The sequence below is a fragment of the Salmonella sp. SA14318 genome, assembly GCF_029866905.1.
In the GTDB taxonomy this organism is placed as follows: Bacteria; Pseudomonadota; Gammaproteobacteria; order Enterobacterales; family Enterobacteriaceae; genus Salmonella; species Salmonella enterica.
Window position 1 is genome coordinate 3,522,221 of sequence record NZ_CP123282.1, and the last position, 26,541, is coordinate 3,548,761.

Annotated in this window: 24 protein-coding genes and 2 pseudogenes; 8 read left to right on the forward strand and 18 right to left on the reverse strand. The window is 49.6% G+C overall.

All coding sequences use genetic code 11. The features are described from left to right. The first annotated feature begins 215 nt into the window (after positions 1-215). On the forward strand, positions 216-1,268 hold the full coding sequence (gene phoE, locus QEN32_RS16925; RefSeq protein ID WP_001043667.1) for a phosphoporin PhoE: 1,053 nt from the start codon (positions 216-218) through the stop codon (positions 1,266-1,268). 50 nt (positions 1,269-1,318) lie between these two features. Here phoE and crl read toward each other — a convergent pair whose 3' ends face one another. From crl to gpt, 3 genes are all read right to left on the reverse strand, one after another. Continuing rightward, positions 1,319-1,720 (reverse strand): sigma factor-binding protein Crl, encoded by a 402-nt coding sequence (crl, locus tag QEN32_RS16930; protein WP_000174693.1) that lies wholly within the window; start codon positions 1,718-1,720, stop codon positions 1,319-1,321. Between the two features lie 57 nt (positions 1,721-1,777). Beyond that, the gene (frsA, locus tag QEN32_RS16935) at positions 1,778-3,022 is read right to left on the reverse strand and encodes an esterase FrsA (protein WP_000189586.1); all 1,245 of its coding nucleotides are present in this window, start codon (positions 3,020-3,022) and stop codon (positions 1,778-1,780) included. 88 nt (positions 3,023-3,110) lie between these two features. Continuing rightward, positions 3,111-3,569: a xanthine phosphoribosyltransferase gene (gpt, locus tag QEN32_RS16940; RefSeq protein ID WP_001292018.1), complete on the reverse strand. Its 459-nt coding sequence runs from the start codon at positions 3,567-3,569 to the stop codon at positions 3,111-3,113. Between the two features lie 248 nt (positions 3,570-3,817). On the opposite strand from gpt, the gene pepD reads away from it, so the two are divergent. Continuing rightward, positions 3,818-5,275, forward strand: a complete 1,458-nt coding sequence (pepD, locus tag QEN32_RS16945) for a cytosol nonspecific dipeptidase (protein ID WP_001292977.1) — start codon at positions 3,818-3,820, stop codon at positions 5,273-5,275. Positions 5,276-5,429: 154 nt separating this feature from the next. On the opposite strand, the gene prfH is transcribed toward pepD, so the two are convergent. The 3 genes from prfH to dinB form a co-directional block, all read right to left on the reverse strand. Continuing rightward, positions 5,430-6,044 (reverse strand): peptide chain release factor H, encoded by a 615-nt coding sequence (gene prfH / locus QEN32_RS16950; protein WP_000602086.1) that lies wholly within the window; start codon positions 6,042-6,044, stop codon positions 5,430-5,432. Next, entirely contained in the window at positions 6,041-7,180 is a 1,140-nt protein-coding gene (locus QEN32_RS16955; protein ID WP_000528878.1) for an RNA ligase RtcB family protein, read from the reverse strand. Before QEN32_RS16955 ends, prfH begins: the two co-directional genes overlap by 4 nt. A gap of 218 nt (positions 7,181-7,398) precedes the next feature. Further along, entirely contained in the window at positions 7,399-8,454 is a 1,056-nt protein-coding gene (gene dinB / locus QEN32_RS16960; RefSeq protein ID WP_001226198.1) for a DNA polymerase IV, read from the reverse strand. A 249-nt stretch (positions 8,455-8,703) separates the two neighbouring features. Here dinB and dpaA point away from each other — a divergent pair, with 249 nt between their 5' ends. Then, complete coding sequence (gene dpaA / locus QEN32_RS16965; protein WP_001225658.1) at positions 8,704-9,444, forward strand: peptidoglycan meso-diaminopimelic acid protein amidase; 741 nt, start codon at positions 8,704-8,706, stop codon at positions 9,442-9,444. On the opposite strand, the gene QEN32_RS16970 is transcribed toward dpaA, so the two are convergent. Both QEN32_RS16970 and lpcA read right to left on the reverse strand, forming a co-directional pair. Next, positions 9,415-10,182: a class II glutamine amidotransferase gene (locus QEN32_RS16970; RefSeq protein WP_000333387.1), complete on the reverse strand. Its 768-nt coding sequence runs from the start codon at positions 10,180-10,182 to the stop codon at positions 9,415-9,417. The genes dpaA and QEN32_RS16970 overlap by 30 nt on opposite strands. A gap of 212 nt (positions 10,183-10,394) precedes the next feature. Further along, positions 10,395-10,973, reverse strand: a complete 579-nt coding sequence (gene lpcA / locus QEN32_RS16975; RefSeq protein WP_000284051.1) for a D-sedoheptulose 7-phosphate isomerase — start codon at positions 10,971-10,973, stop codon at positions 10,395-10,397. A gap of 239 nt (positions 10,974-11,212) precedes the next feature. Between lpcA and fadE the strand changes: the two genes are divergently transcribed. The 4 genes from fadE (at position 11,213) to pagN (ending at position 16,376) form a co-directional block, all read left to right on the forward strand. Continuing rightward, entirely contained in the window at positions 11,213-13,657 is a 2,445-nt protein-coding gene (gene fadE / locus QEN32_RS16980) for an acyl-CoA dehydrogenase FadE (RefSeq protein WP_000973041.1), read from the forward strand. Between the two features lie 108 nt (positions 13,658-13,765). Continuing rightward, positions 13,766-14,533, forward strand: coding sequence for an amidohydrolase (locus QEN32_RS16985; RefSeq protein WP_094947984.1), 768 nt, complete (start codon positions 13,766-13,768; stop codon positions 14,531-14,533). A 370-nt stretch (positions 14,534-14,903) separates the two neighbouring features. Further along, positions 14,904-15,311 (forward strand): Spy/CpxP family protein refolding chaperone, encoded by a 408-nt coding sequence (locus QEN32_RS16990; protein WP_000788200.1) that lies wholly within the window; start codon positions 14,904-14,906, stop codon positions 15,309-15,311. Positions 15,312-15,656: 345 nt separating this feature from the next. After that, positions 15,657-16,376: an adhesin/invasin protein PagN gene (gene pagN, locus QEN32_RS16995; protein WP_079950473.1), complete on the forward strand. Its 720-nt coding sequence runs from the start codon at positions 15,657-15,659 to the stop codon at positions 16,374-16,376. Between the two features lie 3 nt (positions 16,377-16,379). On the opposite strand, the gene QEN32_RS17000 is transcribed toward pagN, so the two are convergent. The 9 genes and pseudogenes from QEN32_RS17000 to QEN32_RS17040 form a co-directional block, all read right to left on the reverse strand. Continuing rightward, the gene (locus QEN32_RS17000; RefSeq protein WP_001575654.1) at positions 16,380-16,595 is read right to left on the reverse strand and encodes a hypothetical protein; all 216 of its coding nucleotides are present in this window, start codon (positions 16,593-16,595) and stop codon (positions 16,380-16,382) included. A gap of 119 nt (positions 16,596-16,714) precedes the next feature. Then, positions 16,715-17,662 (reverse strand): LysR substrate-binding domain-containing protein, encoded by a 948-nt coding sequence (locus QEN32_RS17005; RefSeq protein WP_000970298.1) that lies wholly within the window; start codon positions 17,660-17,662, stop codon positions 16,715-16,717. A 493-nt stretch (positions 17,663-18,155) separates the two neighbouring features. Continuing rightward, positions 18,156-18,396, reverse strand: a pseudogene (locus QEN32_RS17010) (PerC family transcriptional regulator). 82 nt (positions 18,397-18,478) lie between these two features. Continuing rightward, entirely contained in the window at positions 18,479-19,300 is an 822-nt protein-coding gene (locus QEN32_RS17015; RefSeq protein WP_000119388.1) for a polysaccharide deacetylase family protein, read from the reverse strand. 407 nt (positions 19,301-19,707) lie between these two features. Then, positions 19,708-20,178, reverse strand: coding sequence for an AfaD family invasin (gene afaD, locus QEN32_RS17020; RefSeq protein ID WP_001616143.1), 471 nt, complete (start codon positions 20,176-20,178; stop codon positions 19,708-19,710). A 21-nt stretch (positions 20,179-20,199) separates the two neighbouring features. Next, a complete protein-coding gene (locus tag QEN32_RS17025; RefSeq protein ID WP_265321866.1) occupies positions 20,200-22,710 on the reverse strand; it encodes a fimbrial biogenesis outer membrane usher protein in 2,511 nt (836 codons plus the stop codon). 23 nt (positions 22,711-22,733) lie between these two features. Then, positions 22,734-23,471: a pili assembly chaperone SafB gene (gene safB, locus QEN32_RS17030; protein ID WP_024135809.1), complete on the reverse strand. Its 738-nt coding sequence runs from the start codon at positions 23,469-23,471 to the stop codon at positions 22,734-22,736. 83 nt (positions 23,472-23,554) lie between these two features. Beyond that, positions 23,555-24,055 (reverse strand): pilus assembly protein, encoded by a 501-nt coding sequence (locus tag QEN32_RS17035; protein WP_265321986.1) that lies wholly within the window; start codon positions 24,053-24,055, stop codon positions 23,555-23,557. A gap of 761 nt (positions 24,056-24,816) precedes the next feature. Continuing rightward, positions 24,817-25,521 (reverse strand): annotated as a pseudogene (locus QEN32_RS17040) (integrase core domain-containing protein). Between the two features lie 52 nt (positions 25,522-25,573). Between QEN32_RS17040 and QEN32_RS17045 the strand changes: the two are divergent. Continuing rightward, positions 25,574-25,888: a SymE family type I addiction module toxin gene (locus QEN32_RS17045; RefSeq protein ID WP_001539118.1), complete on the forward strand. Its 315-nt coding sequence runs from the start codon at positions 25,574-25,576 to the stop codon at positions 25,886-25,888. A gap of 65 nt (positions 25,889-25,953) precedes the next feature. Here QEN32_RS17045 and QEN32_RS17050 read toward each other — a convergent pair whose 3' ends face one another. Further along, positions 25,954-26,232: a hypothetical protein gene (locus QEN32_RS17050; RefSeq protein WP_077905245.1), complete on the reverse strand. Its 279-nt coding sequence runs from the start codon at positions 26,230-26,232 to the stop codon at positions 25,954-25,956. Positions 26,233-26,541 lie beyond the last annotated feature (309 nt).

Sequence of the window (26,541 nt, forward strand, 5' to 3'; positions counted from 1 at the left end):
CCAACAACCTGTACGCGTAGCGTGAAATTTTGTTGCGCAGGATCAGCAAGCGTAGCGGCGGAATTTGACCATTTTATTACCGCAACAATTAAACATATTTTTTTAAAAAAATTCTCACTTTGTCATAAATCTTTCATTACCGAACGTTAAAAACCTTCCTGTTTTTTACCGGGTCTCCCGACAAATCATAGCGCGTAATTAAAACAGGAATGGAAATGAATAAGAGCACTCTGGCAATAGTGGTGAGTATCATCGCATCAGCATCTGTTCACGCCGCCGAGGTTTACAATAAAAACGGTAATAAGCTTGATGTGTATGGAAAAGTTAAAGCCATGCACTATATGAGCGATTATGACAGCAAAGATGGCGATCAAAGCTACGTTCGTTTTGGTTTTAAAGGCGAAACGCAAATTAACGATCAATTGACCGGCTACGGGCGCTGGGAAGCTGAGTTTGCCGGTAATAAAGCCGAAAGTGATTCGTCCCAGCAAAAAACCCGCCTGGCCTTTGCTGGCCTGAAATTAAAAGATATCGGTTCTTTTGACTATGGACGTAACCTGGGCGCGCTGTACGATGTTGAGGCCTGGACGGATATGTTTCCCGAATTCGGCGGCGACTCTTCCGCCCAGACCGATAATTTTATGACTAAACGCGCCAGCGGGCTGGCGACTTACCGCAATACCGATTTCTTCGGCATCGTTGATGGACTGGATCTTACCTTACAGTATCAGGGGAAAAACGAAGATCGCGATGTGAAAAAGCAAAACGGCGACGGCTTCGGCACTTCCGTGAGCTATGATTTCGGCGGCAGCGATTTTGCCGTCAGCGGCGCTTATACTCTCTCCGATCGCACCAGGGAGCAAAATCTGCAGCGCCGCGGTACGGGCGATAAAGCCGAAGCCTGGGCTACAGGTGTAAAGTATGACGCGAATGATATTTATATTGCGACCTTCTATTCAGAAACCCGCAACATGACGCCAGTTTCCGGCGGATTTGCCAATAAAACCCAAAACTTCGAAGCAGTTATCCAGTATCAGTTTGATTTTGGTCTGCGTCCGTCATTAGGCTATGTGCTGTCAAAAGGCAAAGATATTGAGGGCGTCGGCAGTGAGGATTTGGTGAATTACATTGACGTGGGCGCAACCTATTACTTCAACAAAAATATGTCCGCGTTTGTAGATTACAAAATCAATCAGCTTGATAGCGATAACACGTTAGGCATTAATGACGATGATATTGTGGCAATAGGGTTGACCTACCAGTTCTGATAAGTCGCATTGTGCCTGATGGCGCTACGCCATCAGGCATGACAGCAGGGTTATGCCGACAGTTTTACCGGCTCGTCGTTGAAATCGTCAGACGGCTCCAGCGCCAGCTCCATAGAAATCAGCAGGTCGCGTAGCTTTTCATGAAACTCGCGTAGCGTGTATTCCAGTCGCTCCACCACTTCGGTTTCGTTAATCGGCACTGCGGTCCAGTTGCCCTCTTTATCAAACAAACCAAACTGATAACGATAAGTGAAGCGTTTCTCTTGTGCTTCCAGCTCCATCCACCAGCCCCAAAATTCACGCTTCTCTGGCGCGGGCTTCACGTTGACGCAAACTGCCAGGCAATCGAAAAAAAAACGATTGTCTTCGCACTGCCCTTCCCGGATATAGGGGCCAAGCGCGGTAAATTTCTTGATCAATCTACTTTTCGGGTGTCCACTCGGTAACGTCATTGCGATCTCCTTTAATGAAGCAACTGTTTTACCAAATCAATAGAATTTATCAATCTATTAACACAATCTATGATTAATCCAGTCGGTAATTTCTTGCAGCGCGTGGTCAAAATTGCGGTACACCGGGTTAAAAGGGATCTCTATCAGCTTACCGTCTGAAGATGATGTTGTAATTAAGCGAGACTCTTCTTCCGGGCTGAAGGGATCGTTTTTCCAGAAGCCGGAAAGCATTGGCGTAGGACAACGTCTGCCCAGTAGCCCCTGTACTTTCAACGAATAGCGATTGAGCTCCACACGCAGCGCCTCATCCGAAGCATCATGCATACCCAGACGGCTGGCCAGCACATCCAGATACATCTCCGGCACCGTGCTCTGTCGTTGCGGATCGCTAAGTAGCGCATGGACCACCGGCCCCAGGCAAGCCACCGCTTTCAAACGCGGCGCTTCCAGATAGGCCAGACGCACCGCAACGTTGGCGCCAAAACGGAAACCAAACGCCGCAACACGGGTATGATCCACCCAGGGGACATTAGGAAGCGCTTTTAACACATGCTGGTGGAGCAAGCTGGAATCCTGGGTTAATTTCCACTTTGATGAAAATCCAACCGAAGGCATATCAAGCGTTAACATCGCGATACCGCGCGGCGCGAAATATCGTTCATACAGGGTGTAATAGTCGGTTTGCATGGCGTCCAGGCCGCCGCACATGAGCACCGTCGGAAACGGACCATCCCCTTTCGGCATATGTAAAAACGCGGTGACAGGCGAACCGCCAGGAACGGCAAATTCCATTTCACGTAACGAGCCGGGCAACCGCTGCGCGGCCTCTTCATAGGCGCGATTCGCCAGCGCCTGCGCCTGCTCCGCCAGCTCATCGCCCTTCAAATGCGGGTAGGCGGCAATGTTATAGAGCGTTGAAGCATGAAGCCAGTAGCGTCCGCTGCGCATGGCGTCCTGTTCCTGACAGGCTTTCTGCTGCCAGTCCATCGCCTGCTTTGCCCACTCATAAATCCAGTTGCCGCCGCGGTAACCGATGACCGTATCGTATAAATCATCATCCGTTCGCTCTGCGTCGCTCATCACAATGCGCGCCTGCACATCAAGGATTTCTCGTGGATCAACGCCGCGCCAAATCCACATCAGGCGGTTTATCATGCGGTACCAGTGCGGGACGTTCTTACCGTCCAGCGCGGATTGCATGGGCGGCTGCGACCCACGATTGAACCGACGGACAAGGGTAGACGTTTCAGTATGTTTAAAGCGGGGTTTGAACAGGGTTTCGCTGAGGTTAGCCTGTGTCATTCGTGCAGCCTCCTTGGATACTCATAGAGGCTTATTGTAACCAATAAAACAGCGCCCGGCATTGCCGGGCGCTCTGAAAAGCTGCTGATTAACGACCTGAAATCGGCGGTACAAATACCACACCCATATCCCAGGGCTGCTCAATCCAGGTGTTCTGAGGAATATCAATAACATAATCATCAACCAGCGGACGGCCCGCCGGTTTAGCGAAAATCGTGACGAAATGCGCTTTAGGGTACATTTCGCGAATCGCGACGGCGGTGCCGCCGGTATCGACCAGATCGTCGATGACGATAAAGCCTTCGCCGTCGCCTTCTGCACGTTTCAGCACTTTCAGTTCGCGCTGGTTATCGTGATCGTAGCTGGAGATGCATACGGTATCGACATGACGAATGCCCAATTCACGCGCCAGTAGTGCGCCCGGTACAAGGCCGCCACGACTTACGGCAATAATGCCTTTCCATTGTTCTGAAGGCATGAGGCGGCTCGCCAGTTTGCGTGCGTGAATCTGCAACATGTCCCAGGTGACGACGTATTTTTCGCTCATGTGAAGTGTCCCAGCCTGTTTATCTACGGCTTAAAAAGTGTTCGAGGGGGAAATAGTTGCGCGAGATTATAGAGACCTGACGCGCTAAAAACCAGTGTTTAGCGGAATCCACGCCTCTTTTTGTATGCTTTATACTACCCGCAGGCGGAGAAAGTGGTATTCTCAGTCGCATCTCGTAAGAGTTATCAATTCCGCTAACCCTGTGGCCTGTAAGAACGTTTTTCAGACCACCGCCAAGGAGACTTATCGTGTCTGAACTGTCTCAGTTATCACCACAACCTTTGTGGGATATTTTTGCCAAAATCTGTTCTATTCCTCACCCGTCCTATCATGAAGAGCAACTCGCGGAACATATTGTGAGTTGGGCCAAAGAGAAAGGCCTTTACGTGGATCGCGACCAGGTCGGTAATATTCTGATCCGTAAGCCCGCCACTGCAGGTATGGAAAATCGCAAGCCGGTCGTTTTACAGGCGCATCTGGATATGGTGCCGCAAAAAAATAGCGACACCGTTCACGACTTCACTACAGATCCCATCCAGCCTTATATTGATGGCGAATGGGTTAAAGCGCGCGGTACTACGCTCGGCGCCGACAATGGTATTGGAATGGCTTCTGCGTTAGCGGTACTGGCTGACGATAATGTCGTCCACGGCCCGCTGGAAGTGCTGCTGACCATGACCGAAGAAGCGGGCATGGATGGCGCGTTCGGCCTCCAGTCCGGCTGGTTGCAGGCCGACATCCTGATCAACACCGACTCTGAAGAAGAAGGTGAGATCTATATGGGCTGCGCAGGCGGCATCGATTTTACCTCTAATCTGCCGTTGACCCGTGAAGCTGTACCCGCAGGATTTGCGTGCTTTAAGCTAACCCTGAAAGGCCTGAAAGGCGGCCACTCCGGTGGTGAAATTCACCTCGGCCTTGGCAATGCCAACAAATTGCTGGCGCGTTTTCTGGCCGGGCACGCAGAAGAACTGGATCTGCGTCTGATCGATTTCAACGGCGGCACGCTGCGTAACGCGATTCCGCGCGAAGCGTTCGCTACCCTCGCCGTTGCCGCAGACAACGTAGGCGCTCTGAAAACGTTAGTGAACGCTTACCAGGATATTCTGAAAAACGAACTGGCGGAAAAAGAGAAAAACCTGACGCTGCAACTCAATGAGGTTGCCAGTGATAAAGCCGCATTGACCGCGCCGTCACGCGATACCTTTGTGCGCCTGCTGAACGCAACGCCGAACGGCGTGATCCGCAATTCAGACGTGGCGAAAGGCGTAGTGGAAACATCGCTGAACGTTGGCGTGGTCACAATGTCTGATGCGAATGTCGAAATTCACTGCCTGATTCGCTCTCTTATCGACAGCGGTAAAGATTATGTGGTGAGTATGCTGGATTCGCTGGGCAAGCTGGCTGGCGCGAAAACCGAAGCAAAAGGCAGCTATCCTGGCTGGCAGCCCGATGCGAACTCGCCGGTCATGCACCTGGTGCGGGAAACCTATCAGCGTCTGTTCAACAAGACACCGAACATCCAGATTATCCACGCCGGCCTGGAATGCGGTCTGTTTAAGAAACCCTATCCGGATATGGACATGGTTTCTATTGGGCCTACCATTACCGGACCTCACTCTCCGGATGAGCAGGTGCATATCGAAAGCGTCGGCCACTACTGGACTCTGCTGACCGAATTGCTGAAAGCGATTCCTGCGAAGTAAGAAAGCGCTAAAATGCCCGTCCCATTTCTGGACGGGCTATCAATATGGAATATCGGGTATCCATTGCCAGATAAGCTCTCCCGGATGCGCTGAATAGCGCTGCGGCTACACGCGAATAGCCAGACAGACCTATAACAGCGCCGGTAACACCGAATTATTGTGGCGTAAACGCCATTCCTTTAAATATCCGCAGCGGATTGCCGCGCTCAATCTGATGATGGAACAGACGCCTTTCAGACTTCAACGCCGCACACTCATTTTGCCGTTGCTGTTCCAGCCGCCAGGCAATCAGCAGCCGGGCCAGACGCTTATTCGCATGTTGACTGCGCTCCGACTGAACCTTCACGCTAATCCCGCTCGCCAGGTGCGTGGCCCGCACTGCCGAGTCGGTTTTATTAACGTGCTGCCCACCCGGGCCGGAAGAGCGCAGAGTCTCGAAACGAATCTCATCAGACTGTATGTGCTCGTCGGCGGAAAAGCGCCCAATGCCGACGTACCAGTTTTTTCGCCCATGGTGCGGGCGATACGGGCTGGTACAAATCCACAGTAACGTGCCGCACCAACGTTCACTGAAAGCCATGGCTTTTTCGCCGTCCAGCGAGACCAGCGCGGAACGTAGCGTGTCTGGTAATCGTCCCGGCTCTGTTTCAAGTCGCGTCAACGATACCTTTTCTCTGGCAGCTTCTTTCGTCAGACAATCCAGCGCTTTTTTTACCGCCAGACAACACTCGTCCGGTCCCTGCGCAGAAGAAAGTTGCAGTAAGATCATGCGCTTTTCTCCCCTGAGGTTTTCAGCGTCAGCACCGGACGCAGGCAGGCAACTGGCGTAATCAGTCCGGCGTCTGCCAGACAATCCACAACGCTATCGATGGATTTATACGCCTGCGGCGCTTCTTCATAAATGAGCTGGCGATCGCGGCAAATCACCCGGCTACCCATCCCGGTACGGCAGAGCTGTCGCGGGGTAAATTTTGCCGATAACCGGTCTTTACACTCGGTACGCATCCATTTGCGCCCCGCGCCGTGCGCCAGGGAGAAGAGGCTCTCCTCGCTGACGACGGGTTTCACCAGCCAGCTATAATCGCCGCGCGAGCCGGGGATAATCACCAGTCCCTGCCCATCTGGCGTAGCGCCTTTACGATGCAGCCACCCCGCCTCACCCGCGACAGTACAGGGTTCAACAAAGTTATGCGCCACATCCAGCCGCGGTTCGCCCTCAGCCCTGAGCTGTTGCAGTATCCGGCGGGCAATCAGCGCGCGATTACTGCGGGCAAATGCCAGCGCATCGTCATGTTCTGCAAGGTAGCGGCGCGCATCGTCGCTATCTTCCGGCAAACCGTTATGCGAAAACGCCTCCACATGACGACGCAGGATAGCTTGCCCCAGACCGCGTGAACCACTGTGTACCAGCAGTAATAACTGCGTTTTTTTTAACCCTGACAATGCGAACGAATCAGCATCGACGATGCGATCGACCTGTTGCAGCTCGGCAAAATGATTGCCGCCGCCAATAGAACCCAGCGCAGAGCGCCACGAATGATGCTGCATTGCGGCGGGGACATTCTCCTCCAGCCACTGCGCGTCCGCCACGTCAGGCAGCGACGCCAGCCGCTTCTCCAGTTTATCGGCGTTATATTTACGCCCTAAAATATCCGTTTGCCATAACGCCATGCCGCAGCCGATATCGTTGCCGACCAGCGCCGGATAAAAACGTCCACGTGAGAAAAAGGCTGCGCCAATAGGATAGCCACGCCCCGGATGCAGATCTGGCATCCCGATAACGCGTTTCATACCGGTTAACTTAGCCGTCGTATATAATTGTTGGATCGCGGAATCTTCGATCCACAGGTTATCCGATGCGATAGAAAATACCACATCTGATAAAGGACGAATATAATTGCCCATATACCATTCCATATATGAATTAAAAAATCAGGAAATGGCAGACTAATCCAGGGCAATAAAAGAAAATTAATCCTGGAAAGGTCTGCAAAGTGCGTTCAGAGAATAAAGTGTCATGATGAACCTCCTTTGCAGTTATTGAGAATGAGAAAACGCGGGTATAGTAATACTGAAATTTAGATGGCGCAATCGTAATAGTGATAAAATCTTAATAGCCTGACTTATAACCCTAACACCAACTGTCGTTCCAATTGAGGGTCGAGCAGCGTTACGTGTAACCCCACCAGCCGTACGCCGCGCTCGCCGCGACGCTCGTCCCAGGTTTTACGGGCGGTGGTAATTAAGTCTTCTTTATTTAATTGCGGCCAGACATGTTCCTGAGTGGTTTGCTGAAAATCATTAAATTTTAATTTAACGCCCTGTCGGGCAATCAGTAAATCGGGCTTTACTATAGCCAGACGACGCTCCAGTTCCGGATATAAATGTTCAATAATGGCCTCGCAGTCCGACCACTCATGAATATCCTCCGCCAGAGTACGCTCAACGCCTACCGATTTACGCAGCCTTTCGCTGTTAACATCACGCTCGTCAATACCCTGACTACGCTCCCATAATACCCGGCCAAATTTACCAAAGCGTTTGAGAAGCATCGCCAGATCGCACTGTTGAATATCCCCGCAGGTTCTTAACCCCATATTTTCCAGTTTGGCGGCGGAAACTTTCCCCACGCCTGGAATTTTGGCTAACGGCAACGTTTTAAGAAAGTCGGGTACATCGGCTGGCGTAATAACATATTGTCCGTTCGGTTTATTGAGATCGGAGGCGATCTTCGCCAGAAATTTCACTGGCGCAACGCCGGCGGAGGCGGTGAGTTGCAGTTCATTGAAAATAGTCTGACGAATCTCCCTGGCGATCAGAGTTGCCGAACCATAACAGTGCGGGCTGTCAGTCACATCCAGCCAGGCTTCATCCAGCGAGAGCGGTTCAATCAGTGAAGTGTAGCGGGAAAAGATGTCACGTACATGCCGCGAAGCCTCTTTATAGGCGTCAAAGCGGCCAGGCAGTAAGGTGAGATGGGGGCACAGCTTTAGCGCCATGGCGGTCGGCATCGCGCTACGTACGCCAAACTGGCGCGCAGGATAGTTGGCGGTACTGATAACGCCTCTTCGCTCACGACTCCCGCCAATGGCAATGGGGATATCGCGTAACGCCGGATTATCACGCATCTCTACCGCGGCAAAAAAACAGTCCATATCAACATGTATGATTTTGCGCATCGCTCGCCCCCACAATACTGTTTAAGTGTACAGTATGTTTTATTGCGCGCAAAGAGACATTCGCGTTAAAAATGCGACATATTCGAAGGTATGACGACGAAAGCGGCGGGAAAATTGTAAACGTACACACGGGGACTTGCGAAAAACTGCCGTGGTGCTAATGTGAGCGCTCCAAATCCAGATTACTCCGATTTGGGGACTCTTTTGCCGTTCTGGCGTGTGTAACCGTTTTATCAAGGAACAAGCAGTATGCGTAAAATCGCATTTTTTCTTGCGATGCTTCTGATGCCGTGCGTCTCATTTGCCGGTTTGCTGAGCAGCAGCAGCCCCGTCACGCCGGTCAGTAAAGAGTATAAGCAGCAGTTAATGGGCTCACCGGTCTATATTCAGATTTTTAAAGAAGAGCGCACCCTTGATCTTTACGTCAAAATGGGTGAGCAATACCAGTTGCTTGATAGCTACAAAATTTGCAACTATTCCGGCGGGTTAGGCCCGAAACGCCGTCAGGGCGATTTTAAAAGTCCGGAAGGGTTTTACAGCGTTCAGCGCAATCAACTCAAGCCAGACAGCCGTTTTTATAAGGCCATCAACATTGGTTTTCCCAATGCCTACGATCGCGCGCATGGCTATGATGGTAAATATCTGATGATTCACGGCGCCTGTGTTTCCGTCGGCTGCTATGCCATGACCGACAGCGGCATTGATGAGATTTTCCAGTTTGTCACCGCCGCGCTGGTCTTTGGTCAGCCGAGCGTGCAGGTGAGTATTTATCCGTTCCGGATGACCGACGCCAATATGCAGCGTCATAAATATTCATATTACAAAGATTTCTGGGCGCAGCTAAAACCCGGCTACGATTATTTTGAACAGACGCATAAGCCGCCAACTGTTTCTATCGTTGATGGACGTTACGTCGTGAGCAAACCGTTGAGTCACGAAGTCGTTCAGCCACAGCTGGCCTCAAATTATACGCTCTCCGAGGCAAAATAACGCCCATTCGCCTGGCATAATCTTTTGCCAGGTTTCATTCCCCGTTAGCGGCTGGGTAGCAATCACGGTAACCACGTCATTTGGCGTGGTCTGTGAACTGAAATCAATTTCCATATCCTGATCCACCAGCGTGGCTACGCCAAACGGCGCCCGGCGAGTGATCCAGTGCAAATGGGTTGAGCAAAACGCCATCACATATCGCCCATCTGACAGCAGCATGTTAAAAACGCCTTTTTCACGTAATACCGTCGCCAGTGTCGCAATATATTTAAATACCGCTGTCATGTTGCCCGGAGTGCGGGGATAACGCTGCGTTAATTTATGCAATAGCCAGCAAAACGCTTTTTCGCTGTCGGTTTCCCCCACCGGACGAAAATTACCGGTTTCCAGCGACTTATAACCGTTGAGCTGACCGTTATGAGCATAAGTCCAGTTGCGTCCCCATAATTCCCGGGTAAAAGGGTGCGTATTTTCCAGCGCCACTTCACCGCGATTAGCCTGACGGATATGAGCGATAACCGAGCAGGACTTGATCGGGTAATTCTGTACCAGTTTCGCAATCGGCGAATGGTAGCTCGGTTGCGGATCTTTAAACGTGCGACAGCCCTTTCCTTCGTAAAAGGTAATTCCCCAGCCGTCTTTATGCGGCCCGGTTCCGCCGCCACGCTGCACCAGTCCGGTGAAGCTAAAGCAGATATCCGTCGGCACATTAGCGCTCATCCCAAGCAGTTCGCACATACATCACCTCCACAAACGCCTTAAGCGGGAAGGCGTAATTTTTACAGCCAATCAAAACTAAAAATATCAAAGAAAACAATATGCTATACCCTAAATAATTCGAGTTGCAGGAAGGCGGTAAGGGAGGAAATCCCCAGGAACATAGATAACTATGTGACTGGGGTTTCTGAGCGCAACCAACGCACCTGCAGCTTGAAGTATGACGGGTATAGTTATTTAACCATCTCTTTTTCGATCAACTGAATCAGGATATGAATTACTTTGATATGAATTTCCTGAATACGATCGGCATAACCGAAGTGCGGTACGCGAATTTCAATATCCGCCGTTCCCGCCATTTTGCCGCCGTCTTTGCCGGTCAACGTAATCACTTTCATGCCTTTTTCACGGGCCGCGGCAATCGCTTTAATCACGTTACCAGAGTTACCCGACGTCGAGATCCCTAACAGGACATCGCCTTCGCGCCCTACCGCCTCAACGTAACGAGAGAAAATATAGTCATAGCCAAAATCATTACTGACGCAGGATATATGGCTAACATCAGAAATCGCAATTGCCGGGTAGCCCGGACGATTTTCACGATAACGACCTGTCAGCTCTTCAGCAAAGTGCATCGCATCGCAATGGGAGCCGCCGTTACCGCAGGAAAGTACCTTACCACCCGCTTTAAAACTGTCAGCCAACAGGACCGCCGCGCGCTGAATAGCGTGAATATTGGCGTCATCTTTTAAAAAATTAGCCAGCGTTTCCGCCGCTTCGTTCAGTTCGTTACGAATAAGATCCTGGTACATGAGGATATCCTTCAGCATGAATGTAAATGACAGTATGCAGTGTACCGGATAGCAGTACAGGCGAGAAGCATAAGCCGAATTAACGCCTCACGCTTTTGATTTTTCGTGCCACCAAAAACGGCAACAATGTGAGCTTTGTTGTAATTATTTTGTAAACACATTGCTAAAAAATTTTACATCCACTACAACCTAATCATCACAAGTGGTCAGACCTCCTACAAGCAAGGGAGCTTTTCGTTATGATGATTTTGAGTATTATCGCTACGGTTGTTCTGCTCGGCGCATTGTTCTATCACCGCGTGAGTTTATTTCTCAGCAGCCTGATTCTGCTCGCCTGGACCGCCGCACTTGGCGTCGCTGGCCTGTGGTCCATCTGGCTGTTGGTTCCTCTGGCCATTATCCTCGTGCCGTTTAACCTCACACCGATGCGAAAATCAATGATTTCCGCACCGGTGTTCCGCGGCTTCCGTAAGGTCATGCCGCCGATGTCGCGCACTGAGAAAGAAGCGATTGATGCCGGTACAACCTGGTGGGAAGGCGATCTGTTCCAGGGCAAGCCTGACTGGAAAAAACTGCACAACTATCCGCAACCGCAACTCACTGCCGAAGAGCAAGCGTTTCTCGACGGTCCGGTAGAAGAAGCGTGCCGGATGGCGAACGATTTCCAGATTACCCATGAACTGGCGGATCTGCCGCCGGAACTGTGGGCTTATCTGAAAGAGCATCGTTTTTTTGCGATGATCATTAAAAAAGAGTACGGCGGGCTGGAGTTCTCCGCTTATGCGCAGTCCCGTGTACTGCAAAAACTGTCCGGCGTCTCCGGGATTCTGGCTATCACCGTCGGCGTTCCAAACTCACTCGGCCCTGGCGAGTTGTTGCAGCACTATGGTACGGAAGAGCAGAAGAATCACTATCTGCCGCGACTGGCGCGCGGCCAGGAGATCCCCTGCTTTGCACTGACCAGCCCGGAAGCAGGTTCTGATGCAGGCGCCATTCCGGATACCGGCGTGGTTTGCATGGGCGAATGGCAGGGCCAGCAGGTGCTGGGCATGCGCCTGACCTGGAACAAGCGTTACATTACGCTGGCGCCGATAGCTACCGTGTTGGGCCTGGCGTTTAAGCTTTCCGATCCGGATAGATTGTTAGGCGGAGAAGAAGAGCTGGGTATTACCTGCGCCCTGATCCCTACCTCAACGCCGGGTGTGGAAATTGGTCGTCGTCACTTCCCGCTTAACGTTCCGTTCCAGAATGGCCCAACCCGCGGTAACGATATTTTCGTGCCTATTGATTATATTATCGGCGGCCCCAAAATGGCCGGACAGGGCTGGCGTATGCTGGTGGAATGTTTGTCGGTAGGACGCGGTATTACCCTGCCGTCCAACTCCACTGGCGGGGTGAAATCCGTCGCGCTGGCAACCGGCGCCTATGCTCACATTCGTCGTCAGTTCAAAATTTCTATCGGCAAGATGGAAGGTATTGAAGAACCGCTGGCGCGTATTGCAGGTAACGCTTATGTGATGGATGCCGCCGCATCGTTAATCACCTACGGCATTATGCTGGGCGAAAAACCGGCGGTACTGTCGGCTATCGTGAAGTACCACTGCACCCACCGCGGCCAGCAGTCCATTATCGACGCGATGGATATCACTGGGGGTAAAGGCATTATGCTGGGCGAGAGCAACTTCCTGGCGCGTGCTTACCAGGGCGCGCCTATCGCGATTACCGTGGAAGGCGCGAATATCCTGACCCGTAGCATGATGATCTTTGGTCAGGGCGCCATTCGCTGCCATCCTTATGTACTGGAAGAGATGGCCGCAGCGCAGAATAATGATGTCAATGCCTTTGATAAGCTGTTGTTTAAACATATCGGCCATGTCGGCAGCAATACCGTCCGCAGTTTCTGGCTTGGCCTGACCCGCGGATTAACGAGCCATACGCCAACCGGCGACGCCACGAAGCGTTATTACCAGCATCTGAACCGACTGAGCGCAAACCTGGCGCTGCTGTCTGACGTGTCAATGGCGGTACTGGGCGGCAGCCTGAAACGCCGCGAGCGTATCTCCGCGCGTCTGGGCGATGTGTTGAGTCAGCTTTATCTGGCCTCAGCCGTACTGAAGCGTTACGACGACGAAGGTCGCCACGAAGCCGACCTGCCGCTGGTACACTGGGGCGTACAGGATGCGCTGTATCGTGCTGAACAAGCGATGGACGATCTGCTGCAGAACTTCCCGAACCGCGTCGTGGCCGGATTGCTCACCGCGATGATCTTCCCGACTGGCCGTCATTATCTGGCGCCGTCTGATAAGCTGGATCACGCCGTGGCGAAGATCCTGCAGGTGCCGAACGCCACACGTTCACGCATTGGGCGCGGTCAGTATCTGACGCCCGCCGAACATAATCCGGTCGGTTTACTGGAAGAAGCGCTGCGTGATGTCATCGCTGCCGACCCTATCCACCAGCGCATCTGCAAAGAACTGGGTAAAAATCTGCCGTTTACTCGTCTGGATGAACTGGCGCGCAATGCGCTGGCGAAAGGGCTTATAGATAAAGATGAAGCCGCCATTCTGGCGAAAGCGGAAGAGAGCCGCCTGCGCAGTATCAACGTTGATGATTTTGAACCTGAAGCGCTGGCGACCAAACCGGTAAAGCTGCCGGAGAAAGTGCGTAAAGTCGAAGCCGCATAATCAGTCTCGCGTCTTTCCTGCCCCGCTTTCGCGGGGCTTTTTCTTGCCGCTTTTTTATTATTGCTCATGCTACAGTGTAAAGACGCTGTTCAATGAGGAGCTCCGATCGTGTCTGGTTTGAAAATTACTCTGTTGCAACAACCTTTAGTCTGGATGGACGGCCCGGCAAACCTGCGTCATTTTGACAGACAGCTAGAGCTCGTATCTGGCCGGGATGTGATTGTTCTGCCTGAAATGTTTACCACCGGCTTCGCGATGGAGGCCGCTAATAACTCACTTTCGCAAGATAGCGTGATTACGTGGATGCAGGCCAAAGCCCGACAAACTGACGCTCTGATTGCCGGCAGCGCGGCGCTACAAACTGAGCGCGGCGCCGTAAATCGCTTCTTACTGGTTGAACCGGAAGGCAAGGCTCATCTCTATGATAAGCGCCATCTGTTTCGTATGGCGGATGAACATCAACATTATGCCGCAGGCGATAAACGCATCATCGTGCAGTGGCGCGGTTGGCGCATTCTGCCGCTGATCTGTTACGATCTGCGCTTTCCGATATGGTCGCGCAACCGCAATGATTACGATCTGGCGCTGTATGTAGCGAACTGGCCCGCGCCGCGCTCGCTACACTGGCAAACATTACTGACGGCGCGCGCTATTGAAAATCAGGCTTATGTCGCAGGCTGCAACCGGGTTGGCACCGATGGCAACGGGTTACATTATCGCGGCGATAGCCGGATCATTAATCCCCAGGGCGACATTATCGCCACCGCCGAACCACACCAGGCGACACGTATCGATGCCGATCTTTCTCTCGTCGCCTTGCAGGACTATCGCGAAAAATTTCCAGCCTGGCGCGATGCCGATCCATTCACCTTGTAAGCAACCTGCCGCTCACCGCGGCGGGATTGTTTCACTCCGTAACTCTCCGTAAAACAAATTCGCGTGGCGTAATGTGGCAGGCAACGTATTCTGACTAAGAGCCTATCCCATTAGGCGTTATTGGCGCAGCCAGTTTGGACACGGACAGCGCGCAAAAACCGGAGCGTACACGTAGTACGTGAGGTTTGACTCGCTACGCTCGCCCTTCGGGCCGCCGCTAGCGGCGTTCAAAACGCTAACGCGTTTTGGCGAGCACTGCCCAGGTCCAAAATGGCAAGTAAAATAGCCCTACTGGGATAGGCTCTAAGATAATTGCTCGCCATTCGTGGGTAATAAAAACGGTTAATCACTCCCTTATCAGGATATCTTCATGAAAAACTTTGTACGCACAACTTTACTGGCAGCGACTCTGGCGGGCGTTTCTTTTGGCGCTTTCGCCACCGCTGTTCCCAATCCTCCCCTGCCCGCCCAGGATCCTATTGTCCAGCATCTGAAGCTGACAAACGATCAGATTACCCGGATCAAAAAACTTCACCAACAACTGGAAACCGACGTCAGTCAGATTTCTATGAAGGGAATTAAAGACGGTGCGCTGATAGAGGTGATTAAATCCGGTAAATGGGATGACGCCGCCGTAAAACAGCAGCTTGCAGCCTTCAGTAACATAGAACAACAGGCTCGCTATTATCGGGTTAAATATTATTTTGATTTAAGCAAAGTCTTAACACCAGAACAGCGTCAACAGGTACAACAAGATCTCGCCCAGGCACTTGAGTAAATATTTTTGCCCGTTATTCCTGGATAACGGGCTTTATCCAGGTCGGGTACAAATTCATCTTCATCTTTTTCTTACAGCATCGCTCTATCTCACACTACCCGTTACATAACATAGAAGTGAAACCGTACGTGGGGCTGGCATACGTTGGGCAATTTGGCGAGGAGATGGATTTCCATACCGACGATTATCGTATTGTTATTTAAAATCTTCATCTCATTTTTTACCCGCTTACAGAAAACCCAGCGTTACAATAGACCGTTTTTTGGGCTTCGTTTATGTAATCGTTATATCACACCCTATACCGTGAAACTTGTCTTTTAGCCCAATATTAAGGCAGGTTCTGAAATGAAAAACTTTTTCGCAGTCTGCATCATTCCCCTTGTGGTAGCCTGGTCCGCTACTGCATCAGCAAAAGAAGGGATCTATATCACCGGGAAAGCGGGGACATCCGTAGTAAATGTCTATGGAATCAACTCAACCTTCAGCCAGGATAAGATAGTCAATGGTCATGCAACGTTACCTGACCGTACCAAAGGCGTTTTTGGCGGCGGGGTTGCTATCGGTTATGACTTTTATGATCCATTCCAGCTTCCAGTACGTTTAGAACTGGATACCACTTTCAGAGGTGAGACGGATGCTAAAGGCGGGCAGGATATTATTGCATTTGGTCAGCCAGTACACATAAATGTAAAAAATCAGGTCCGAATGACCACTTACATGGTTAATGGCTATTATGATTTTCACAATAGTACGGCATTTACACCCTATATCAGCGCAGGCGTTGGCCTCGCTCATGTGAAGCTAAGTAATAACACCATTCCTGTTGGTTTTGGTATTAATGAAACTCTGTCTGCTTCAAAAAATAACTTTGCCTGGGGCGCAGGTATCGGTGCCAAATATGCTGTAACAGATAATATTATGATTGACGCCAGTTATAAATACATTAATGCAGGCAAAGTAAGCATTTCAAAAAATCACTATGCTGGTGATGAACATACCGCTTATGATGCAGACACAAAGGCTGCCTCCAATGACTTCATGCTCGGCATTACTTACGCCTTTTAAACACTATCGGTAAAATAGCTGGTCCTGTGGGTTCCCGAAGGCGCAATGGAGGATATCAGTAATGAATACTCCTGCGCCTTCAGAAAATCGTTGAACAGGTGCAACCTGGCGCCATTTTTCAGTACACTGCAACGTTTCTGGTATGGGCTTAACTTCCGGCTGCCCAAAAACAGCCCCGTCCTGTTTCCGGGTATTATCATTTCCGTCAGTCGGCATCATGTTTTGTATTGGGCATCGTCAAAAGACGACTGGCTGACCAGTCGCATATCTCGATGCCTCAATTCAGTCATCATCATGTGGGTTTAAGTCAGGAACGTATCAAAACCATTCCAAACGGGTTAATCATCGTTCAGAAAATCAATTTGTGGGCGATTATTCCATTTATCTTCAATAAAAGACAGAAAGCGTTGAAATAAAGGAGAATAATACTGACGATGACGCCATACAAGATAAATGGGGAGATCTGGAACCCTCCATTCAGGAAGTATAATTTCAAGTTCATTATTTTTTAAGTATTTGGTGGCAAGCCAGGCCGGAGTCATGAGGTTGATACCCTTTCCTTCTAAAACCAAATTAAGAACACTCAAAAGATTATTGGAAGATAAATGAACATTAACAGCGCCACTAATAGTGTATGATTCATCTTGACGGAAAAGAGTAAGAGGTCCGGAAAGACCATGGTTGTGAAGACCCACAATAATGTGATTTTCCAAATCGCCAGGGTGTGAGATCCTGCCATATTTTCTGATATATTTCGGACTCGCACAAAGAACCAACTTTAAAGGGCTTATCTTTCGATACACGAGATCCTCACTTTCGATTATGCCACTTTTAAAAACCAGCTCATCAAACTCCAGGGATTTACTAAAAAAATCGCTACGCTCTCGTGAATCCAGGTAGATTTTTGTATCCGGATAGCTAGCTGTAAATTCCCATATCCACTTATTGGCAAGAAACTCACAGACAATAGCCGGAGCCGAAAATTTTATACTCCCTCTGATAATTTTATCCGGATTTCGCAATTCATCCAGCAAGGACTGAAAGGAAGATGTTATCCTTTTCATGCTTGCATAGGCTGTCTGACCAGCTCCAGTCAGTTCTAAGTGATGTGCATCGCGCCGAAGTAAAGTAACCTCAATAGAATTCTCAAGGCGACTAAGCGATTTGCTGACAGCAGAAATGCTAATATCTAATTCCCGTGCAGCCCGGGAAAGATTCCCTACTTCCGCCACTTTAATAAATATCATCCAGTCTCGCATACCACGATTATTGATCAGTTCCATCATTATCTTCCGTTGATAAAAGAAATTCTTATATTAAAGGAGCTATCAACGACTTACTGATGCGCCATTGTGTGCCTCAATGTCCTTGATATCATCATAATAAAAAATCTATTGGCTGCAAAATAGCATCTGAATCGATCATGATTTTGCATCCATCTCCGGTTACTAATTGAACCTGTTTACCACTCAGTGTAAATACCCTATCTCAGAAGTGATCGTCAAGGTTGTCGCCGAACCAGATACCAATAATAAAGTGGTTCATTGTCATGCGCCCGTTCTGCAAAGGCATTCTCCTTTTCTGTGACGCAGTCTGGAGCGCATTAATTGCATCGTTCACCTAACAAAGTATCCCGTGGAAACAAGCAAAACATCGCCAGATTATTCTTACTTGCATACCCCCCACCCGGCTCGATATTATTTGTGAAAGTGGAGGAAACAGAACAGACGGTTTAAATAAGACGCTTACTCAAAACATAAACCTATGTGCAGGCTCCTCTCATTTCGTCACGTCGCTGATATCCAGCTTTACTGGCGCCAGGGGAAGATATCTGCGCAAGGCAATAATTCCGGCGCAACAACAACCACTCCCGCTGGGCCTCTGTACATTCAAAATCTCCCATGACCAAAAGCCAGCGGGTAGAAGCCCTGCGCCAGTGACCTGCTGCCTCCAGATTCTGCGCAACCGGGTCTATCACGGCCTCCGGTGTTATCTTATTTCTGCTCAAAATCAGCACCATCATTTGGGATATAGCCTACAACCCCTGCCCGCCGATGATGGGGGAGGATTCGGTATGCAGCACTTTCATCCTGGTCTCCGGCTCAGTCAGCTATCCGACGTGCCCCCTTATGCCGGGCCAGCAGCGAAGAAAATCCGGGCGTGGTGTGATAAAACAGACGACGTTTCAGCCAGCCCACATTCTTTCGCTCCTTTGTGTTGATACGACCAATACGCTGTGAACCGATGACTGGATTGTTCATACGCCTTTCTGTGGTATACAGGTATGTGAACCCCAGCTCTTCAGCCACATGAATATAGTCAGAACAATACCAGCCCTCAGGCCAGCACAGATGCTGACTGCAGTAACCCAGCATCTCCCTCATCCGCTTACGACTAAGAAGAATATCGACACGAAGCAAATCCGACGGATTACGGGACACAGGTTTCTGGTCCCAGCGTCGGTGGGTGTGCGTGTGCGAGTGAAACTCAACAAGGCCACTGAGGTGCATCTCCCGGACCTCTGACCAGCGCAGCATGACCTCATCAGCCCGGCCTTGTTTAACCAGCATCTGACACTCATCATGAGAGTACACCAGTTCGCCTGCAGGAATACGGACCGGTCCGTCACTGATCAAACTGGTCACAAGAAAGAGATGCGCATGCAGATTAAACTCCTGCAGCACCGGAAAAACCTGCAACCAGTTATCCAGCCAGCCGCCATCAAAGGTCAGCATGACGCTTTTACGAGGCAATCTTGCACCATGATAAAAAGCTTCCACCTCTGCAGCAGTAACGGTTTTCCAGCCAGATTCAGCCAGCCATTTCATCTGCGCCCGGAACGTACGGGGAGATAAGGTTATCTGTCCGGGTTTATCACTGACATGGTGATACATTAATACCGGTAAATGTCGTGCATAAGACATATGCTTTATTCCTTTATGTAAAAAATAAATTATTTTTACGCCTGAGGGGACAAGAAAAAGCCCCCTAAACATAAAATCTTAAATATCACATATGAATACCTGACAGATAAACAAACCTTATACTAAGGGCTTATAAAGCCCCGCTCACAAAAGAGTGAATCAAACAAATCCACAAAACAGAAAATAATAAAGGCATCAGTGTCCGTTAAATTATTTTACGAAACATAATATTCCTCTCCCTACAAAAAAAGATGAATTTCAGATTTTAAAATCAATCAGCAATTGATTTTTCTGCAATGAAGATTGCTAACCATATTTGCCTTGAGTAAATTTTCAATACATCCTCGAACCTGATATACAGTATTCGCCTTATTCACTGATACAGGAAGTATGAGTGGAACAGACTGCTACGTATCCTCCTGCGCCAATGCACAGGCCTTAAAATCCAGCGTCCAGGTGTCCGCAGGCACTTCCTGATTGCCATCAACGACCACACTGAAACTGGCGTTATCTGCAGCGGTTCTTAAAATGGCGCCACGACCATTCACTGTATCTGGTTGCCATCCCTCGCCCTCCAGGCGAACCTGAATGTGATGGCGAGGATCCTGTTGCCCGCTCAGCAACAATACGGTAGGCGTGTTACCCGCCTTTTGCTCATCGCTCCATACCCGAAACCCGCTGTGGCTGCCGTGATAAGTCACCCAGCCTTGCGCAAGCACCATCCCATCTGGCACATGCCCGGCCCGAAAGTAAGCCCCTACACGTAGCGTTGTCTGAAGTTTTTCTGCGGCGTTCGCTATCGGCATCAAGCTACTGGCAGCAACCAGTAAGGTTACGCTATAGATAACCGTTTTCACTCGCTGTATTTTCATCCACATTGTTCTCTCCTTCAGAATCGGCTATCTGCAGAGACCGCTCATTTGATACAAGCCCGCGATTCCCTTGTGGGCAGGTAGCTGGTAGTTAACCCGACATTGCTGTGCTCCCCATTTCACCGTCAGTTCGCCCTTATCCGCCAAACCAGTGAGATAAACCTGGCTATCAGTATCCACCAGAGCAGCACTGCCATCCTGCCCATTGACTGTAACCTGCGCCCCGAAAGGAATGGCGCTACCATCTTCCCGTTTCAGCGTCATCAGTGCCCTGGCCCCGATGCGAGTGTGAAACTTCGCTTCCACCACCGCCCCTTCGGTTGGCACCACGCGCACATCGGTTTGTGTGACCTCTGCGTCATCCGGTAGTCGCGACGGATCGAGGCTGACTGTATTCTCCTGATAGACGCTCAGGTTGCCCACTGTAGTGTCGCCACGAAAATCCGTCTTAACGCCAGGCCAGCCGCCAACTGGCACCCCCGAGGCCCCTGGCGCCTCAACCAGCGCCACTGAGCCTTGCAAAGGTTGCCCCAGCGTCACACCATGATGGTGGATAACTATACCTCCCGCGATATTGACTCCCATCTGGCGCATCGCCCGGCTGTAGCTATAGTCACCACCTAACAGGCCGTAATCCCCATTCCATGCCAAGTGCAATGCGCTGTTATTACCACCACCTGGCGGGGCATCGGCACGGTAACTCTGACGCACCTCCCAATCCAGTTGCTGACTGAATGCCTCTCCGTTGACCCCCACTTGTTGCGTCTGACCACCGTGTGATGGTGAAGTCATCTGCCAACTAGCACTTACATTATTCCCCGTCCAGCGGCTTAATGGCATACTGAACCACAGGCTGGTTATGTTCTCTTTACGGTGCGCGCCATTGCGCCACAGCGTCCTGTTTTGATTCCAGTTCAATGACAGCGAGCCCCCTCCGATAGAGGTTCCCCAACTCAGTCCGTAGCTGTCATCATGACCGGGGCGATTACGCCAGTCGGTACGGGAACCGGTTAAACTCAGATTGCCCAAATGCCTCCCCCATGACTGACTCAACATCAGGGTAGTACGCGAGCTCGGCTGCAAATTATCTCGCCACGACCATAGACGGTTGCCATCATGTCGATAACTGTCGAGCACATCGGATAGGGTGTTATAGCCCTGCGAGGCATACTGCCATCTCGTCAGAAAAAAATTTGTCCCCGTCGCAGTCAGCTGGTTGCTGTAACGCAGTCGCCAGGAGGCTCCTTGCTGTACCGCCTCCCCCTGACGCTGACTGTGTGTGTCGCTTCCATCGACAGATAAACTCCCCCACCGCCCGAGAGATCCCCCCAAACCAAGCAATGCAGCTTGATAGTGCGTTGCACTCTGTATACCGCCGTATGCAGTGAGATTCCACGGCAGACCATACATCAACGTAGCCTGCGCGATCTGCGCCTTATCCGTTGCAGAGTCTGACGATCGGTATCGGCCCGCCAACAGGCTGTACTTCAAATATCCCTGGTGCAGTGCTATCGCCGGGGTCTGATACGGCACCACAAACATTTGTGTACTGCCATCGGCCTCCCACACGGTGACATGCAGATCACCACTACTGTCTGCTACCGACAGATCCCGCAGTGCAAACGGTCCGGGCGCCACGGTGGTGTTGTAAATGGTGTAACCATTCTGTTTGACCTCCACCCGAGCCTGCGTGCGGGCAATCCCACGCACTACCGGAGCAAACTGCCGCTCACTGTAGGGCACCATGTTGTCATCCGATGCCAACATCACACCGGTAAATGGCACACTATCAAATATCTCCCCCTGCGAAGTCTTTTGCCCCAGAGTCAAACGACTTTTTAGTGAGTACAGTCCACGCTCAGCATAGGTATATGCTGCCTGCCACTTCCCCGACAGTTGACTACTCCGCTGCCAGCTGGTCGCATTGCGGACACGCCACGCACCTATATTGATTCCCGGTTGCAGTTGTACCCAGGAAGAGTTGTCACGCCTCTCCATATCCATTTTGTAATCCGTCTGCGTTGTCCTCGCACTGTAGTTCATCAGAAACGCCGGAATACCATCATCCCAGAGATCTTCAGGAGCGATCCCCTTAAATTCCGGACGCAACGCCACCTGAGGAATACTCAGTTGCAGTTGCTGATTATTGATATCCAGTACCGCTTTAGCCTGTGGAATGGCGCTCAGATCCGCACACTCATCTGGGGTCTTTGCTGCTTTCCACAACTGAGGGTAATCTTCCGTTTTTACGCCGTAGCGTGAAAGCTGACTGACCGTCAAACAAGGAGCCAGAAAAGGCGTTCCTTGCCCATCCTTTTCCAATTTGAACACCACATCACGGGTGTCGACACGTTTACCATTCACCATCACGTCCACTCGATAAGTCCCTGGCTGTTGTACCCCCTGGTTAAAGAGCGACATATCAACCCCTTTCGCTGCATCGCCCAACATTGATGCATCGAATGTGTAAGCGTGCGCATTTGCGCAATGAACCACTCCCGCGATGAACAGTAGCAAGGCAGGTTGTTTGAACTTCATTTTCTGCCGCTAAATCCTTGAATTTATTTAAAAACGTAGTGGAACGGATGACTTTCACCACCTAAGTCTGTAATAATTTTCCACTCGACATCACCACGAGTGCCCCCTGGCATATTTAGTGTTTTGTCAGCAAAGGGGGGGACATACTCAAGCCCTGTAATGGGCTTTCCCCCTACTGTGACAGAGGCTAAATTCATGTAAAACGGGGTGGGGTTCTCTACCTTAAGTTTGTTGCCCGTCTCCACCCATCTTAAATTTCCTGCAACATCTTCCGGCGTCCCCTTCACGGCATCCGGGCGGAAAATCAGCTTGTCACAGGTGCTGATGGACAAATTGAGGTCAAGGGTCGCGCCCTTAGCCTGTGTATCCGACGGTTCATTTTCGGGTGGTACCGCCTTTATACAGACCCACTGTAAAGTCTCACGATCCGTTGGCATGTCACCACCAGTACGGATAATACGCAGTTGACTCTGCTGGTTCGCTTCTAAACGAAATAGAGGCGGCATCACCATAAAGGGGGCTGGCGAATTTTTGTCTTCTGCTTTGACTGAAGACTGAACCAAAATAGGGTAATCCTGCGGGTTGCTCACCGAGAGCGTCGCGCCGGGTGTACCAGCGTGATAAATCACACGTGTAGCTCCCAGCTTCACGCTGAATGATTTAGTGGCTGAATTTAATTGCTGCCTGGCGGCATATACTGAAACCATAGAATTAGAGGCGAACAAAGCTACCGCCATTAAAACAAAATTAATTGTTTTCATATCAAAAATTGTAAAAGAAAAACGAAAAATTTGATGTGTATTACGCCTTAAACAAGGCGCAATACACTAATAGTTGTTTACTATTAAGGCTGATATCCCACTACGTCTACAGTCACTGGGTACGTATCAGGTGAGACATTCTGCTGCCCCATCATAGTAATATAAAGTGGGTCATTGGTACCAAAGATGAACCAGTCTCTCCCATTCCACGTTTGCTTGCCCAGACTATTGGCCACACTCTTAGTTGAGAAGCCCACAACGATTGAGTTGCCACTATTATTTTTACCAGTTATTTTCCATACACTGCCAGCATTGTCCATTAGCTCGCCAGAAACCCCCCTGGCCCCGAAATTTTGAACAGAAGTAGAATCAACTGTAAGCTTCGCAATAGCCATATTTGTAGGCTCATCCCCAGCCATTAAGCCCGGCACTTGATCAAACGATACGGTTAAATGTTCGGGAGCGGCAAAGTTAATATTCGCTGATTTCTGTTGCTCTGTGTTCGGCAAAAATGAGCCAGCATAACAACTAGCAGCCATCATGCTCAACGCACTTGCGATAATCAATTTTTTTATGCTTTTCATTTGAATAACCACCTTTTTTTTAACCAAATTAAAATAATCCAGCACATCCAGAATACATAACGCCATACCAAATCTTACCGTATGGAAAAATCCGTGGCTGGTAATAACAGCTTGTACTTATTGGTATTTGTTACCAATTCAAATAAGTAATGTTATAAAAATCTATATATCAGAGCACCTCTTAATCTGAAAAAAATTGCGTTATTGCCAATATAAACAGTGTTGATGTTAACATCGTGTTGTCAGGGTGGAATAGAATACTAGTCAAAAAGCAATTATACCTTCCATTTACATTCAAGTGATAACATTACAATGACACCCACCACACTGGGTGTGGGAAACTTATCTTCGAAGAGAGGATAATTATCAGGCATCGTTGCAACATTGTTTATATTTAAACATACATCTCCTAACTCGACGGTAAGATTATTAGTTAACTTTTCCTCGCAGGGAAGATCTTTAATGGAAAATCTTGTTTTCCGAAACGGAAAAGCAATTATAACGCTCCAACGAGAGTCTCAACACTAAGAGCTGACTGACACAGGTCAGACTGATTATACAGGCATGAAAAAGCTCTCCCCTTCCTTTCATTTCTTGCTGGATTATGCAAACGTCGCACCACCTCCCCGTGAACATGGCACATTAATTTGAAGCAGCTCTCATCCGGTATCGCTTTTCAGTGCAGCGAAATTCATCGCAGGTGCCCCTGTAAATAGACCCGTTTTAGTTCCATGCATTTTTAAGATTCCGGCCAGATAACGTTATTGGCGGTATTCCTCCGGCATCATATTGTTCCGCGATTCATATGGACGTTCGCAGTTATATTCTGATAAACCTTTATCCGCAATTTCCCGCACCTCATTCAGCGTTCTGAACAGATAAGAATTGAGTATTTCTGTACGGTATGTCCGGTTAAAGCGCGTGATGAAAACGTTTTTCTTCGGCTTACCCGGCTGGATAAACGCCAGCTTTACTGCATGTTTCTTTGCCCATTCAGCCAGTGCCAGCGAGATAAATTCCGGTCCCTTATCCATACGCAGCATGGCCGGATAACCGCGGTTGCTGTAATCCTGTCGAGTACACGGACCACTCGCAGAGCTGGCAGATTCAGATCGATTTCAATCGACAACGCTTCACGATTACAGTCATCAACAACATTGAACGTGCGAAAACGACGCCCACAGACCAGCTCTGGTTCAGCGCTTCCGGCGTGACCAGTGGCGAGGGATTGCGTACCGGCAGCCGTTGTTTACCCTTACGGCGAAAATTCAGCTTGAGCAGACAGTAAATACGGTGGAGCCTTTTGTGATTCCACGCGTATCCCTGCCGCCGTATCCAGACCTCCAGTTGTCCCTGGTGGCTTCAGAAATACCGGCCTCCCGGTAGACATCTTTAACAGTCCGTCCGGATTCGACTGATCTAATCACAGCGATGATCTGGTGCGCAGTAATACGGGCTTTACGCATAGCGATCTCCTGCGTTGGCAGATTGATTATGTCGGATGATCTCTAAATGTGAATGGCTCGATTATGCGGGATACTTACATACTCACGCGTTGAGAGACTTTCAGTTCGTTTGTACGGTGAATGGATGCCGCAGGCGGGGTTTATTAACGGGATGCCCGTCAAGGTGCGGGTAATGAGGGATTGCATCGTGATCACGCCGCAGCATACCCGCGGACTCTTTGTCTGTATTGAAGGGATGGGCGTAACCCGCATTAATAAACGGAGTGCAGAACAGTGGTTAAAAAAACTCCTGGGGGCGCTGAACAATACCGGAGATATTCCGGTGATTAAACGCAAAAGAACGGAACAGGAGTTAATGAGTAATTGATAATAAAAAGCCGGGAAAAGATAACCCTCCGGCTTTTACATATTATCCATCCGGCTCCAGATGTTTTATTTCAATCCTTTTGGTTTTATTTCTGGATGTTTTTCATATAATGGATTCATTATTTTAATAAGCATTTCACCCATGATAAAACCAACCGCTTCTCGATATACCTTAAATTCATCCTCATCACAACGGGACTGAACAACAGCAACAGATTCATCAAGTCCCTTACCGAATCTCAACATTAAATCACTAATTAATATAGCTGTATCCTTATCGTTAACCATACTTATTCCTGTAGTAAAAACATCAACAGCCTTGATTTTATTTGCATTCGTTAACACAACTCCAGAAGGCAAATCCGTTACTTTTTGTAGGTAAAGACGTAAATAAGCATTCACTAATGCAATTATTTTCAACCATTTTTCATCTTAATAACTTGCCAGAATCACCTCTATCAGCACCACAAGTAATAAGGCCAAGAGGATCACTATCTGTAATAGGATTCAGCGGAGAATGATATCGGTTCCATCCCCCTTTCAGCCCTATTGGATCTGCGTAATATACCTTCCCAGTCCCGGATTATAGAACGGTGCTAGTTATAATACAGCCCCAATTCTTCATCGCATTGGGATAGGCTCTAACTGGAGTTA

Coding starts and splice junctions, on each gene's coding strand:
- phoE (WP_001043667.1), top strand. CDS start 216: ATGAATAAGAGCACTCTGGCAATAGTGGTGAGTATCATCGCATCAGCA.
- crl (WP_000174693.1), bottom strand. CDS start 1,720: ATGACGTTACCGAGTGGACACCCGAAAAGTAGATTGATCAAGAAATTT.
- frsA (WP_000189586.1), bottom strand. CDS start 3,022: ATGACACAGGCTAACCTCAGCGAAACCCTGTTCAAACCCCGCTTTAAA.
- gpt (WP_001292018.1), bottom strand. CDS start 3,569: ATGAGCGAAAAATACGTCGTCACCTGGGACATGTTGCAGATTCACGCA.
- prfH (WP_000602086.1), bottom strand. CDS start 6,044: ATGATCTTACTGCAACTTTCTTCTGCGCAGGGACCGGACGAGTGTTGT.
- QEN32_RS16955 (WP_000528878.1), bottom strand. CDS start 7,180: ATGGGCAATTATATTCGTCCTTTATCAGATGTGGTATTTTCTATCGCA.
- dinB (WP_001226198.1), bottom strand. CDS start 8,454: ATGCGCAAAATCATACATGTTGATATGGACTGTTTTTTTGCCGCGGTA.
- dpaA (WP_001225658.1), top strand. CDS start 8,704: ATGCGTAAAATCGCATTTTTTCTTGCGATGCTTCTGATGCCGTGCGTC.
- QEN32_RS16970 (WP_000333387.1), bottom strand. CDS start 10,182: ATGTGCGAACTGCTTGGGATGAGCGCTAATGTGCCGACGGATATCTGC.
- lpcA (WP_000284051.1), bottom strand. CDS start 10,973: ATGTACCAGGATCTTATTCGTAACGAACTGAACGAAGCGGCGGAAACG.
- fadE (WP_000973041.1), top strand. CDS start 11,213: ATGATGATTTTGAGTATTATCGCTACGGTTGTTCTGCTCGGCGCATTG.
- QEN32_RS16990 (WP_000788200.1), top strand. CDS start 14,904: ATGAAAAACTTTGTACGCACAACTTTACTGGCAGCGACTCTGGCGGGC.
- pagN (WP_079950473.1), top strand. CDS start 15,657: ATGAAAAACTTTTTCGCAGTCTGCATCATTCCCCTTGTGGTAGCCTGG.
- QEN32_RS17000 (WP_001575654.1), bottom strand. CDS start 16,595: ATGATGCCGACTGACGGAAATGATAATACCCGGAAACAGGACGGGGCT.
- QEN32_RS17005 (WP_000970298.1), bottom strand. CDS start 17,662: ATGATGGAACTGATCAATAATCGTGGTATGCGAGACTGGATGATATTT.
- QEN32_RS17015 (WP_000119388.1), bottom strand. CDS start 19,300: ATGTCTTATGCACGACATTTACCGGTATTAATGTATCACCATGTCAGT.
- afaD (WP_001616143.1), bottom strand. CDS start 20,178: ATGTGGATGAAAATACAGCGAGTGAAAACGGTTATCTATAGCGTAACC.
- QEN32_RS17025 (WP_265321866.1), bottom strand. CDS start 22,710: ATGAAGTTCAAACAACCTGCCTTGCTACTGTTCATCGCGGGAGTGGTT.
- safB (WP_024135809.1), bottom strand. CDS start 23,471: ATGAAAACAATTAATTTTGTTTTAATGGCGGTAGCTTTGTTCGCCTCT.
- QEN32_RS17035 (WP_265321986.1), bottom strand. CDS start 24,055: ATGAAAAGCATAAAAAAATTGATTATCGCAAGTGCGTTGAGCATGATG.
- QEN32_RS17045 (WP_001539118.1), top strand. CDS start 25,574: ATGGCTCGATTATGCGGGATACTTACATACTCACGCGTTGAGAGACTT.